The sequence below is a fragment of the Acinetobacter sp. YH12070 genome (genome assembly GCF_013419625.1).
Taxonomy (GTDB): domain Bacteria; phylum Pseudomonadota; class Gammaproteobacteria; order Pseudomonadales; family Moraxellaceae; genus Acinetobacter; species Acinetobacter amyesii.
In genome coordinates this window covers 1-12,334 of sequence record NZ_VOZT01000015.1, presented here as the reverse complement: position 1 = coordinate 12,334, position 12,334 = coordinate 1, and the positions used below count along the sequence as shown (strand labels likewise).

The following is a 12,334-nucleotide window of genomic DNA, read 5'->3' as shown; positions in this document are numbered from 1 at the left end:
ATCACCATGAACTATCACAATCTAGGGCAATCTGGCTTACAAGTTTCAGAGTTCGGCTTTGGTGCAGGTACATTTGGCGGGCAAGGCCCTATTTTCTCTGCATGGGGGCAATCGAGTTTAAATGATGCCCAACGTATGATTGATCTGTGTATTGATCAAGGCGTGAATTATTTCGATACCGCAGATGCTTACTCAAATGGTGCCTCAGAGCAGATGCTCGGTGCATTACTTCAATCAAAACGCCAAGAGGTGATTATTTCCAGCAAAGTGGGTATCCGATTGAACGATGGAATCAATCAAGGTGGATATTCTAGAAGCTATTTAATACAAGCTGTGGAGGCGAGTTTAAAGCGTTTAGGCACAGATTATATTGATGTGCTGCAACTACATCAGTTTGATAGCACGACGCCACTTGAGCAGCTGATGCGCAGTTTGGATGACTTGGTACGTAGTGGAAAAGTTCGCTATATCGGTGCATCGAATTTTTCAGGCTGGCAACTCATGAAAGCATAGTCGATTGCCCAACAGCATGGCTATGAAAAGCTAAGTGTGCATCAAGTCTATTATTCTTTGATTGGACGTGACTATGAATGGGAGCTGATACCTGCACAGCATGATCAGCAGATTGGTGCCGTAGTTTGGAGTCCGCTAGGCTGGGGGAGATTAACAGGAAAATTTGATCGTGAGCATGCGATTCCAAAGCAAAGTCGACTACATGAGACAGCACAATTCGCACCACCAGTTCAACACGAAAAGTTATTTGCAGTGTTAGATGTAATGCAAGAAATCGCCATGGAAACAGGGCACTCTATTCCACAGATTGCATTGAATTGGCTGAAAACCAGACCGACAGTGTCTAGCATTTTGATAGGCGCACGTAATGAACAGCAACTGTTGGATAACCTTGCGGCGAAGGAATGGTCATTAAGCGTAGAGCAGTTAGCCCGATTAGACGCAGTCAGTGCAGTGTATCCACCTTATCCATACTATCCCTATTGGAATGGGCAATTTATAGAGAAGAATCCCACGCTAGTGACATCAGCATTTATTACAGAACATACAGCAGAATAGGGCAATAACAATTCAGTGGTAGGCAATGATCAGTGCTCTGTGCTATCACTGAATAAAATTAAAATACTGTAGGAATGCTGATGAGTGTCGTGATTGAAACCCAGATGTTAATTCGTAAGTCCATCAATATCGTATTTAATGCTTTTGTTGATCCTTTAATAACACAGCATTTTTGGTTTAGTGCATCGAGTGGATATCTAGAAGAAGGTAAAACGGTGCAATGGACTTGGCAAAAATATAATGCAGTCGCCGATGTAGACGTGCTGAATATTAAGGAAAACAAATTAATTCAAATACAGTGGGGAGAACCAAAAACTCAGGTCGATTTTATTTTTGAGCAAATTAGCCCGATGGAAACCTATGTCCGCATCAAAAATTCAAAGATTCCTCTGCAAGGTCAGGCATTGATTGATTTTATTATCGATAGTACAGGTGGTTTTACAACGGTTTTGGATGCAGCCAAAATTTATTTAGAACATGGCCTGCAAAGCAATTTGGTTGAAGACAAATTTCCACCTTTTAGCAATGCGAACTTTTAGCAATGTGAAGAGTGACCAAGATTAAGTATTACATCTGATACGCTAAAATAAAAAGCTTGTGTATTGGCACAAGATTTCTAAGCAATGTGCTGATGTACTGAAATTTGATAAAGCCACAGTTCAATGATGCTGCAGTGAATTAACGATTCTTATGTTCTTCACGCTTTAAATAGGTATAAACCGGCATCTGCATTTTGGCTTTTTCGCGCAGTTTCTTTTTGATATAGAACACCAGTGCAAAGCAAGTGGTGGTCACGGTCAGCATCATGCTACTCATAAAACTCATCAGAGAACTGACATAGCCAATCGTGGTGAGTCGGTTCATCATACGAAACACCTGAGGACTACTTTCAACACCGGTAATGGCCCAAGTGCATAAGTGTTCACAGTTATTAATAATCAGATGATAGTTGTTTTCATGCATACGTGAGCGCATACGACGCACCACTTTACGCCCTTTAAATTTTGGATTGCTGTACGACTGAACGATGATTTTTTTGCCGTGACTGAATTTTTCGATCGAAGTCATTTCAATCGGATGTTTTTTGAAAAGGTGTGCAAAACCCGAGTAGTGAATGACTCTACCGCGGCCGGCATATATGCCATGATGGCTATAACCGAAGTGTTTAACAATCAGATGTGTTCCAAGAGGAAAACCATCTTTCTGCACATGCATGTATTTACCAGTCCTACTTTAAATCCGAATTATTTTTAAAGATTAGTCTACTTTTAATCTGTGAATTAATCGACTATTTTAGCGATGATTTAGCTAAAATTTGTTCGATTTTTAACGTGCGCTATGGATAGGGTCATGCTTGGTCTTCAATTAACCTCAATGTTTAAAAAAATGCGCTTTATGATGCTGCTCGGTCTGATTTTCTCACCGAGTATTTCCTATGCCAATATTCAAGCGAAACGTGTCAGTCAGCCTATTGCCGTGGATGTGGTTGAAATTTCCGATCTGAGTCAACTGAAGCTCTATTTATATGATACACAGCAGCAGCCATATCAAGACCTACAGCGACTAAAGCAGGTATTAGCGCGTAAGTGTAATACGATGAACTTCGCAATGAATGCCGGGATGTATCATGCAGACTTAGCACCTGTTGGTCTATACGTTGAAAATGGAGTGCAGAAAAAAGCCTTGAATCGTGCAACACGAGGCTTTGGTAATTTTTTAATTCAGCCGAATGGTGTTCTAGCATGGAATGGCAAGCAAGCGGTGATATCAACCACACAAAAATATGCTTCCACAGATTTTAAGGCACGTTATGCAACGCAGTCAGGTCCAATGCTGGTGGTAGATGGAAAAATCAATCCAAACTTTATCCCACAGTCAGATTCATTGAAAATCCGCAATGGTGTGGGGATCAAAAACGGCAAGTTGTATTTTGTGATCAGTCGTGAAGGCGTGTCGTTTTATGCATTTGCACAATATTTTAAGCAGCAATTATCGATTAACAATGCCTTGTATTTAGATGGATCTGTGTCTAGTGCAGATATCCAAGCGTTGAATAGACATGATTCGAGTTTAAAACCTTTAGGGCCAATTGTAGCGTATACAACAGGATCTCAATGCAAACAATAAAAGCCCGAATAATCGGGCTTCATCTGTACAGTGTTTAGATTGATAGAAACAACTGTTTATTTGCCGACTAAACCTAAAAAGGTACTTTGGGTTTGGCACATTTGAATGGCTTGTTCTTTAGATTGTTTTTTAATACTTTCTTCAAACTGTTTTTTCTGTTCTTTGATTTGTTCTTCGTTTAAGCCCATTTGTTTCGACAAGGCTTCGAGTTTGTCCCAAGATTCTTCGCATTCTTTGGGGATTTGGCTACAAGCACTTAGACTAAGTATGCAGCAGGCAATAAGGCAACTTGTTAATTTATTCATGTTCATTCCTTTAATTTTTATATCAATGCTGTTTAGAGGTCATCTGCCTCTTATTTGATGCAATATTGGGTTTTATTGTCGTGTGTTTAAAAATTAGACATCACTGAGTTGCCTTGGAGCATAGCATAAAAGCTGTAAATAGCGATGTGGCCAATCCACAAAACCTGATCTGTAAATAAGCTGCATACTTTTGATTAGACTAAAAAATGAAAAAGGCACTCTGTAAAACAGAATGCCTTGTTTGAACATTGAATGTTCAGACTCTACTGTAGAGGTAGATGCTGGATTTCATTTAATTCCTTACGGCTATAACCGCGCGAAGCGAGTACTTTTTTGATACCGAGGATAACATCTTCATCCGTTGCCTTTGTAAGAGCAGCAATAAGCTGTTCATTGGTTTTACAAGAGCAATCATTTTCAACACAGGCAATTTGATTCTTATGCCCGTTTTGCTGTTCATTAGCGAACAACTTATGCCAAAAACTCATAGAGCCTTCATTTGCGACCTAACATAGGACGAAATATAACCAATCCAATAAATAAAGCAAGACTACTAAAGTGAAATTTTAGCCAGTTGAATGATCATTTTTTCGATTGGACTTTTAGAATCTTTGCTTAATTGATATAGAAAGGTATCCATTACACCGCATGTGGCGAGAATATAAAGCTTTTTTAGTATATAAAAAAGGAGCTTTTAGAAAGCTCCTTTTATGACAACAACATGACTTGAAATAATTTGTTTAAATCTTCTCAAGAAACACACCAGACTCTACATGGTGTGTATAAGGGAACTGATCAAACAAGGCAAATTTGCTGATTTTATGCGTTTGTGAAAGTAGTTTGAGATTGTCATGCAAAGTATCTGGGTTGCATGAAATATAGATAATGCGTTCAAAACGTTGCAACAGTTTTAGTGTTTCATCATCGATACCTGCACGCGGTGGATCGACAAATACCGTATCGAAGTAATAGCTTGAAATTTCAATTTCGGCTTCTTCAAGGCGGCGGAATGTACGTTCAGCATTGAAGGCTTGGGTAAACTCTTCAGCAGATAGACGAGCTACTTGGATATTATCAATGCCATTTTGCTCAATATTCCACTGTGCTGCATAGACTGAAGACTTAGCTAATTCTGTTGCTAAAACGCGATTAAAGCGTGTAGAAAGAGGCAGTGTGAAATTACCATTACCACAGTAGAGCTCAAGTAAGTCTTTGTCTGAGTGATCGGCAGCCTGACACGCCCATTCCAGCATTTTTTGACACACGCCAGCATTGGGCTGAGTGAAACTACTTTCAATTTGTTTGTACTGATATTTACGGTCAAATACTTGGAGTTCTTCAACCACATAGTCATCAGTTAAAATCACACGCTGACCACGACTACGACCATAAATCTTGATATTGAGCTTGTCAGACAGGGCTTTGGCAGCAATTTCCCATTCAGCATTGAGCGGGCAACGGTAAACCAATGAAACCAGCATTTCACCTTTCAGGGTTGCTAAGAAATGAACCTCAAATAAACGGCTCGATAAGATCTCTTGTGCCTTGAGTTCATTTAATAATATTGGCATTAAGTCATTAATGCTTTTATCTGCAATAGGGAAATCTTTAATTTCTACAACTTGTTTTTCATTGTCTGCATTGCGTTCAAACATTGCATAGAACATATCATTTTCAGTATGCCAAATTCGGAATTCCGCTCGCATACGAAAGTTTTGTTCAGCAGAAGGAAAAACTTCTAAAGAGGGAGGGTTGTATTCTGAAAATTGAGCCGTAATGCGGGCAACTTTGGCATCAAGTTGTTGCTGATAAGTTGAAGTCATATGCAGTAAAAAATCGCAAACATATTAAAAAAAGTCATGTTAGCAAAATTCACCTTATAAGACTAAATTAATTCCACTTTTGGCTGTATTTATCTGTAGAGAAGATGAATCTGAATACGCTAAACAGAACTTTTATCGAGGGGAAGTTAAAAAAACGCTCAATCTTTATGGAACATTCATAAAGATTGAGCTAAGTGAGGAACTGATTAGTTGGAGTTCAATTCAGTGTTTAATTCATTGTCATTAAGCTAGCATTACCACCGGCTGCCGCTGTATTGACACTGATTGCACGCTCAATCACGAAACGTTCTACAGGGATGTCATATTGGCCTGAAGCTAAATGCGTAATGCCAATAATTGCACCTTCACGAGACGCGATGACTTGTTGAATTTTTAATAACTCACCTTTTTCACCATGATGTAAAACCGCATCAAAATTACCATGATAAAGATCAGTGATCACTTTAAATTGGTCCACGAGAATTTTCGGCATACTATTTAAGTGTTTCAACACAAAAGTATTGTCTGCAAGTACCACAGGCTGACTACCTACCGATAAAATCGCAGCAATTTGATGTAGTTGATCTGCATCATTGTTAGCCAATGAAAGCACACCCTTACGTGCCAAAATGGCATATTGGTTGTTTTCACCGGTTGGGCCTTGTAGCTCAAAACTTTGTCCAGCGGCTATGGCCTGCGGTGCTTGAATCGCAATGCCTGAAAAATGCTGCTTCGCCCAAGTGTTAAAAGCTTCATATGCAGGGAAGTGTGTAGCTTGCGTTTCTGCCTGAGCCGCATAAGGTGTAGCCAGTTTTTTCTCAGAAACTTGATGCATTAAACGGTAAAGATATAAAGGACCGCCCGCTTTTGGACCAGTACCTGATAAGCCCTCGCCGCCAAAAGGTTGTACACCAACCACAGCGCCTACAATATTACGGTTAATGTATAGGTTGCCAACTTCTGCATGACCGATAACTTTTTGAATCGTGTCATCAATACGTGTATGCAAGCCCATGGTTAAACCATAACCTTTGGCATTGATTTGCGTTAATAGGTTTTCAATCTCACCATATTTGTAGGTGATTAAATGCAATACTGGCCCAAAAACTTCGCGTTCTAAATCATTTAAATGTGGAAGTTCAATTAAAGTTGGTGCAACAAAAGTTCCCGTACTTAACGCATTGCTATCAGCATTAAACATGATTTGATGTACTGGATAGCCTTTGCTACGCATCTTCTCAATATGTTTTTCAATATTTTGTTGTGCTTCAAGGTCGATCACTGGGCCAATGTCAGTTGCTAAAAGTGCAGGATTTCCGACACGAAGTTGCTTCATCGCACCTTGTAACATGGTACGGACTACGTCCACATTATCTTCTTGCACACAGAGAATACGCAGGGCAGAACAGCGTTGACCTGCACTGTCATAGGCAGAGTTAACGACATCCAATACCACTTGTTCTGTCAATGCTGATGAGTCAACAATCATGGCATTTTGACCACCAGTTTCAGCAATCAAAACCACACTTTCGCCAAATTGGTTTAAGCGCTGTGCAACGGTTTTTTGCAAGATACGTGCGACTTCCGTTGAGCCTGTAAACATGATGCCTTGGACACGTGAGTCCGCGCTGAGTTTGGCCCCAATGGTTTCGCCACGGCCAGGGAGAAGTTGCAATACATCGAAGGGAACACCTGCTTCCCATAAAATATGTACAGCTTGAGCAGCAATCAGAGGCGTTTGTTCAGCAGGCTTGGCAATCACGGTATTACCTGCAACCAAGGCTGCAGCAATTTGACCTGTGAAAATAGCAAGCGGGAAGTTCCATGGGCTAATGCACAGCACAGTACCTAGGGGTTCAATTTGCGTATTCTCTGCTAGATCAATTATTTGAGCTGCATAATAACGTAGGAAATCTACAGCTTCACGGACTTCAGCAATAGCATTGGCATAAGTTTTACCACTTTCACGTGACAACAACACCATCAGAGATTGCAATTGTGCTTCCATCAAATCCGCCGCACGGTTTAAGCATGCTGCACGCTGATCTTTGTCTAAAGTTTTCCATGAACCTTGGGCATTTACCGCATTATTGAGAGCGATTTCCGCTTGTTCTAAACTGGCTTCGCTGACACTACCGACCACATCACTACGGTTTGCAGGGTTTGTAATGTTGATACTTGCAGTATGAATTTCTTCTAAATTAGCGCCCATTGCACTAGCATGCCACTGGGTATGTGCATGCTGTACTGCCGTGGTATTGAGCTGAGATAAGTCGCGATCATTGGCTAAATCGAGTCCTTTTGAGTTGCGACGTTCTGTGCCATACAAATCTTGCGGAAATGGGATAGAAGGATGCTTAGCTCCAGTGATACCTTCTTTTTCAGCCGTCGCTAATATCGTCTGTCTTGGATTTTCAATTAAATCTTCAATTTTTAAATTTTTATCTGCAATACGGTTGACGAAAGAGGTATTCGCACCATTTTCCAGTAAACGTCGAACCAAATAGGCCAATAAGGTTTCATGGTTACCCACTGGTGCATAAATACGACAAGGCACACCCAGTTTGTTATCAGACTTCGAACCCACCACTTGTTCATAGAGGGGTTCACCCATGCCGTGAAGGCACTGAAATTCATACTGGCCTGGATAGTAAAGCTCTGGCTGTGCTAATTGGTAGATCGTAGCAACGGTTTGCGCATTGTGTGTTGCAAACTGAGGATAAATTTGCTCAGGTGCTGCCAAGAGTTTTTTAGCACATGCAATATAAGACAGGTCGGTATGAACTTTGCGCGTAAATACAGGATAGTCACTCATACCTTCAATTTGCGCTTTCTTAATTTCGCTGTCCCAGTATGCACCTTTCACTAAGCGGATCATTAAACGTTTTTGGCTACGCTTAGCGAGGTCAATAATATGGTCGACCACATAGAAACAGCGCTTTTGGTAGGCTTGAATCACAAATCCAATACCTTTCCAGTCTGCTAATTTAGGCTCAAAACACAGGCGCTCAAGTAGTTCCAAAGAAATTTCTAGGCGGTCAGTTTCTTCAGCATCAATGTTTAAACCAATATTGTAATGCTTAGCTAATACAGCAAGTTCTAGCACTTTGCCATAAAGTTCGTTATGTATACGGTCGATCTGTGAACGTTGGTAGCGTGGGTGTAGGGCAGACAATTTGATCGAAATACCTGCGCCGTTATAAACATCCTTACCTTCAGAGGCTTGACCAATCGCGTGGATCGCATCGGTATAGTCTTGATAATAACGTTCTGCATCAGGTTCAGTTAATGCTGCTTCACCTAACATGTCATATGAATAACGGAAGCCTTTGTCTTCTAATACTTCTGCATGTTTAAGCGCTTCATTGATGGTCTCGCCTGTAACAAACTGTTCGCCCATCATACGCATAGCCACGTCGACAGCTTTACGGATAATGCCACGTCCACTGCGTGCTAAAATACCGGTGAGTAGGCTAGACAGACTTTTTTGTTGAGGGGTTTCCATTAGTTTACCCGTCAGCATTAAACCCCAAGCAGCAGCATTTACGAACATGAGGCTACTTTGGCCAACATGATCTTTCCAGTTACCTTGGTTGATTTTATCTTTGATCAGTAAATCACGTGTTGCTTTGTCTGGAATACGGAGTAGCGCTTCGGCTAAACACATGAGCGCGATGCCTTCCTGAGAAGACAATGAAAACTCTTGTAGCAAGCCTTGCACAATGCCTGCTTTACCTGTACCGCTTTTACGTTCACGTAATGAATGGGCTAAGTCAAAAGCCAATTGTTGAATTTGATCGCTGATCGGGGAAGGGATTTCACTGTGTGCTAATAAGTTTTCAATACACTCAGTTTCAGCACGACGCCATGCTGTATTAATCGATTGTTCAAAGCTATTCTTGTCTTTAAATTCAGTGATGTAGTCATCGCTTCCCGTGACTTCAAATACTTTTCCATTCATGTTTCAATTTTCCGTGTCAAAGTTCTATGACGAGCAAATAAATCTTGAGCTTGATCCTTTATTTAATTTATCATTACAGAATATTTAGCGAATAACTCACTATAGTTTTAATAATATTTAGAGAAAAATTCAGATGAGTAGCCCATATTTGAGCTTAGACCGTATAGATATTCGAATTTTAGAGCTGCTGCAAGAAGACGGAAAATTGTCCAATATTAAGCTTGCGGAAATGGTGAATTTATCACCCACTGCGGCGTTGGCACGTGTGCAAAAATTATCGAAAGAGGGCTTTATTTTAGGCTATGAAGCACGTTTAAATCCGGTCTTACTCAACAATGGATTTGTGGTTTTTGTGGAGATTTTACTAGATAAAACTACACCCAATGTATTGGAAGATTTTTCGGATGCAGTGCGTCAAATTCCAGAAATCGTAGAATGTCACATGATCAGCGGTGGTTTTGATTTTGTGGTGAAAATACGCTGCGCAAATATGGAAGAATTTAGAAAAATTTCAGGGCAGGTACTTTGGCAATTACCTGGTATCAAGGAAACGCGTAGTTATCCTGTGATGGAAGTGATCAAAGAAAGTATGCAAATTAAGCTGAAACCTGCGGCTCGGCCGAAGTAGCTAATCATCAATAATTGAGTATAAAAAAGGGGCATTTAGCCCCTTTTTAGTGTCAAAAATTTTAGATTTCAGACATTTCTTTTTGATATTGCGCTTCGGCTTTTTCAAAGCGTTCAACCACATCCGCCTCTGGTGCTTTACCCAATAAGCTCACGACAACGATACTGATTGCAGAGAAAATAAAGCCTGGAATGATTTCGTATAAACCAAGGTGGCCTAAGTAGTTTTTCCACACGATGACAGTCACAGCACCTACGATCATGCCAATGATTGCTCCGTTAAGCGTCATACGTTTCCACAGCAATGAAAGAATAATCAGCGGGCCAAATGCAGCACCGAAACCTGCCCATGCATAAGCCACTAAGCCTAAAACTTTACTTGCAGGGTTCATTGCAAAGGTGATTGCAAATACGGCAATTGCCAAGACCATCGCACGTCCAATCCAAACCAATTCTTTTTGCGATGCGTTTTTACGAATAAATCCTTTGTACAAATCTTCCGTCAAGGTGGTTGAACACACCAATAACTGACAGCTAAGTGTGCTCATCACCGCAGCTAAAATTGCGGCCAAAATAATCCCAGCAATCCACGGATTGAATAGAATTTTAGTCAATTCCATAAATACCGTTTCAGGGTTTGCATTAACGACGCTTGCCAGTTCTGGGTGAACTTGGAAGTAAGCAATACCGATATAACCGGCTGCTACAGCACCGCCTAGACATAGGATCATCCATGTCATACCAATGCGACGTGCATTCGGAATGGATTTAACAGAATCGGCTGCCATAAAGCGAACCAAAATATGCGGCTGACCAAAATAGCCTAAGCCCCACGCCATGCTGGATAAAATCGCAACTGTACTTAAGCCTTCAAATAAATTGGAAGCTTGCGGGCGAGCTGTTTCCAAAATAGCAGCAAGATTTTGACTGTTATCACCTAAAGCAAGGTAGGTGATGATCGGTGTGATCAGCAGTGCAAAGATCATCAGACCCGCTTGGAAAGTATCGGTCCAACTGATCGCTAAGAATCCACCAATACAGACATAGCTGATGGTTGCAATTGCACCAATCCACAGTGCTGTTGTGTAGTTCCAACCGAATAAACTTTCGAAAAGTCGTGCGCCAGCCACCATGCCAGAAGCACAGTAAATCGCAAAGAACACTAAAATCACTACAGCTGAAATGATACGTAAAATCTTTTTACGGTCTGCAAAACGGCTCGTGAAATAATCGGGCAGGGTCAGGGCATTATTTTGATATTCGGTATGAACACGCAAGCGACCAGCAACGATCAACCAGTTCAACCAAGCACCGATAATTAAGCCGATTGCAATCCAAGCTTCGGAAAGACCAGATAGATAAATTGCACCAGGGAGACCCATGAGTAGCCAACCACTCATGTCGGATGCACCTGCTGAAAGTGCAGTCACAACACTTCCTAAACTTCGTCCACCTAAAATGTATTCGTCAAAGTTATGCGTAGCTTTGTAGGCATACAAACCAATGGCAAGCATTGCAAGAATATAAAAAATAAAGGTGACTAATGTCGGGTTTAAATGGCTCATAGGCGGTTCGTCCTTAATGAAAGCAAATCATCTCTGTCCTAGATGAAAATTTGTACTTCTGTCGTAAGTCGCAGATTCAAGCACGATTTAAAAATTACACTCTGTAACCTTTAAGCATATTTTATGTATGTTTTGCGTAAATGATATTTTTTCTTATTACAAATCGAATTTTTTATTGTGCTGCTGAAATGTTGTACAGAAGGGAATTTAAATTTTGAAATGTAAATCTACTTAAGACTTTTCATCACAAAAAGAGAACTAATGAAATTAGGTAAAAATTACACAATGTTACATGGTGAACAAGAAATGTGCATTTGAAATATTTGGTTGCAAATGTGCATCACATCATCTGTAGTGAGATGATTTGAACAGGTCGAATATGAGGTATGCACAGTCTTGGTGCGTAATTAGAGGGAATGCGCAGTGACAACGGTTCAAATGGAAAAAACGAGAATAGAGCATGATTTATTGGGGGATAAAGCAGTCCCGCAGTCATGTTATTACGGTATACATACATTGCGTGCCATCGAAAACTTTCAAATATCAAAGCAGCATGTCGGACAAAATTTAAACTTTGTACGCGCTATTGCTCAGGTAAAAAAAGCGTCAGCAGAAACCAATTATCAATTTAACTTAATACAAGATGATATTCGCCAAGCGATTCAGCAGGCGTGTGATGCATTGATTGATCATCCTGAACAATGGGCAGATTCATTTCCAATTGATATGGCTCTAGACTAGCAGATTTGCACTTAGTTTTACCTAATGAGGTCCCACAACTCTGTTGCTAGCTCATTAGGCTCCCTCATCCAACGCCATTCTGTTTCTTTAAGATGATAATCAAAATACTCTTTT

Annotated in this window: 9 protein-coding genes and 3 pseudogenes; 5 read left to right on the top strand and 7 right to left on the bottom strand. The window is 40.5% G+C overall.

The genetic code is table 11. From position 1 onward, the window contains the following. The first annotated feature begins 6 nt into the window (after positions 1-6). Both FTU17_RS06155 and FTU17_RS06150 read left to right on the top strand, forming a co-directional pair. Positions 7-1,071 (top strand): annotated as a pseudogene (locus FTU17_RS06155) (aldo/keto reductase). Positions 1,072-1,151: 80 nt separating this feature from the next. Beyond that, positions 1,152-1,610 carry an SRPBCC domain-containing protein gene (locus FTU17_RS06150; RefSeq protein ID WP_180026256.1) on the top strand — a complete coding sequence of 153 codons (459 nt, stop codon included), beginning with the start codon at positions 1,152-1,154 and terminating at the stop codon, positions 1,608-1,610. Between the two features lie 139 nt (positions 1,611-1,749). Here the strand turns inward: FTU17_RS06150 and FTU17_RS06145 are convergent, their stop codons facing one another. Then, entirely contained in the window at positions 1,750-2,286 is a 537-nt protein-coding gene (locus FTU17_RS06145) for a lecithin retinol acyltransferase family protein (protein ID WP_078193494.1), read from the bottom strand. A 135-nt stretch (positions 2,287-2,421) separates the two neighbouring features. On the opposite strand from FTU17_RS06145, the gene FTU17_RS06140 reads away from it, so the two are divergent. Continuing rightward, positions 2,422-3,198 carry a phosphodiester glycosidase family protein gene (locus tag FTU17_RS06140; RefSeq protein ID WP_257222540.1) on the top strand — a complete coding sequence of 259 codons (777 nt, stop codon included), beginning with the start codon at positions 2,422-2,424 and terminating at the stop codon, positions 3,196-3,198. A 56-nt stretch (positions 3,199-3,254) separates the two neighbouring features. Here FTU17_RS06140 and FTU17_RS06135 read toward each other — a convergent pair whose 3' ends face one another. From FTU17_RS06135 to putA, 4 genes are all read right to left on the bottom strand, one after another. Continuing rightward, positions 3,255-3,503 (bottom strand): hypothetical protein, encoded by a 249-nt coding sequence (locus tag FTU17_RS06135; protein ID WP_078188680.1) that lies wholly within the window; start codon positions 3,501-3,503, stop codon positions 3,255-3,257. Between the two features lie 263 nt (positions 3,504-3,766). Continuing rightward, positions 3,767-3,991 (bottom strand): hypothetical protein, encoded by a 225-nt coding sequence (locus FTU17_RS06130; protein WP_168378613.1) that lies wholly within the window; start codon positions 3,989-3,991, stop codon positions 3,767-3,769. Between the two features lie 252 nt (positions 3,992-4,243). Next, entirely contained in the window at positions 4,244-5,326 is a 1,083-nt protein-coding gene (trmA, locus tag FTU17_RS06125; RefSeq protein ID WP_168378612.1) for a tRNA (uridine(54)-C5)-methyltransferase TrmA, read from the bottom strand. Positions 5,327-5,555: 229 nt separating this feature from the next. Further along, positions 5,556-9,287 carry a trifunctional transcriptional regulator/proline dehydrogenase/L-glutamate gamma-semialdehyde dehydrogenase gene (gene putA, locus FTU17_RS06120; protein ID WP_180134926.1) on the bottom strand — a complete coding sequence of 1,244 codons (3,732 nt, stop codon included), beginning with the start codon at positions 9,285-9,287 and terminating at the stop codon, positions 5,556-5,558. Positions 9,288-9,420: 133 nt separating this feature from the next. Between putA and FTU17_RS06115 the strand changes: the two genes are divergently transcribed. After that, positions 9,421-9,915 (top strand): Lrp/AsnC ligand binding domain-containing protein, encoded by a 495-nt coding sequence (locus FTU17_RS06115; protein WP_180007830.1) that lies wholly within the window; start codon positions 9,421-9,423, stop codon positions 9,913-9,915. A 61-nt stretch (positions 9,916-9,976) separates the two neighbouring features. Here FTU17_RS06115 and putP read toward each other — a convergent pair whose 3' ends face one another. Further along, positions 9,977-11,479, bottom strand: a complete 1,503-nt coding sequence (gene putP / locus FTU17_RS06110) for a sodium/proline symporter PutP (RefSeq protein ID WP_180109192.1) — start codon at positions 11,477-11,479, stop codon at positions 9,977-9,979. Between the two features lie 423 nt (positions 11,480-11,902). Between putP and aspA the strand changes: the two are divergent. Then, positions 11,903-12,208: pseudogene (gene aspA, locus FTU17_RS06105) on the top strand (aspartate ammonia-lyase); the annotation flags it as partial. A 29-nt stretch (positions 12,209-12,237) separates the two neighbouring features. On the opposite strand, the pseudogene FTU17_RS06100 reads toward aspA, so the two are convergent. Further along, positions 12,238-12,334 (bottom strand): annotated as a pseudogene (locus FTU17_RS06100) (IS1595 family transposase); the annotation flags it as partial.

Excerpts from the sequence above, each read along its gene's own strand:
- FTU17_RS06115 (WP_180007830.1), top strand. The coding sequence starts at position 9,421 with ATGAGTAGCCCATATTTGAGCTTAGACCGTATAGATATTCGAATTTTA.
- FTU17_RS06135 (WP_078188680.1), bottom strand. The coding sequence starts at position 3,503 with ATGAATAAATTAACAAGTTGCCTTATTGCCTGCTGCATACTTAGTCTA.
- putA (WP_180134926.1), bottom strand. The coding sequence starts at position 9,287 with ATGAATGGAAAAGTATTTGAAGTCACGGGAAGCGATGACTACATCACT.
- trmA (WP_168378612.1), bottom strand. The coding sequence starts at position 5,326 with ATGACTTCAACTTATCAGCAACAACTTGATGCCAAAGTTGCCCGCATT.
- FTU17_RS06140 (WP_257222540.1), top strand. The coding sequence starts at position 2,422 with ATGCTTGGTCTTCAATTAACCTCAATGTTTAAAAAAATGCGCTTTATG.
- putP (WP_180109192.1), bottom strand. The coding sequence starts at position 11,479 with ATGAGCCATTTAAACCCGACATTAGTCACCTTTATTTTTTATATTCTT.
- FTU17_RS06130 (WP_168378613.1), bottom strand. The coding sequence starts at position 3,991 with ATGAGTTTTTGGCATAAGTTGTTCGCTAATGAACAGCAAAACGGGCAT.
- FTU17_RS06145 (WP_078193494.1), bottom strand. The coding sequence starts at position 2,286 with ATGCATGTGCAGAAAGATGGTTTTCCTCTTGGAACACATCTGATTGTT.
- FTU17_RS06150 (WP_180026256.1), top strand. The coding sequence starts at position 1,152 with ATGAGTGTCGTGATTGAAACCCAGATGTTAATTCGTAAGTCCATCAAT.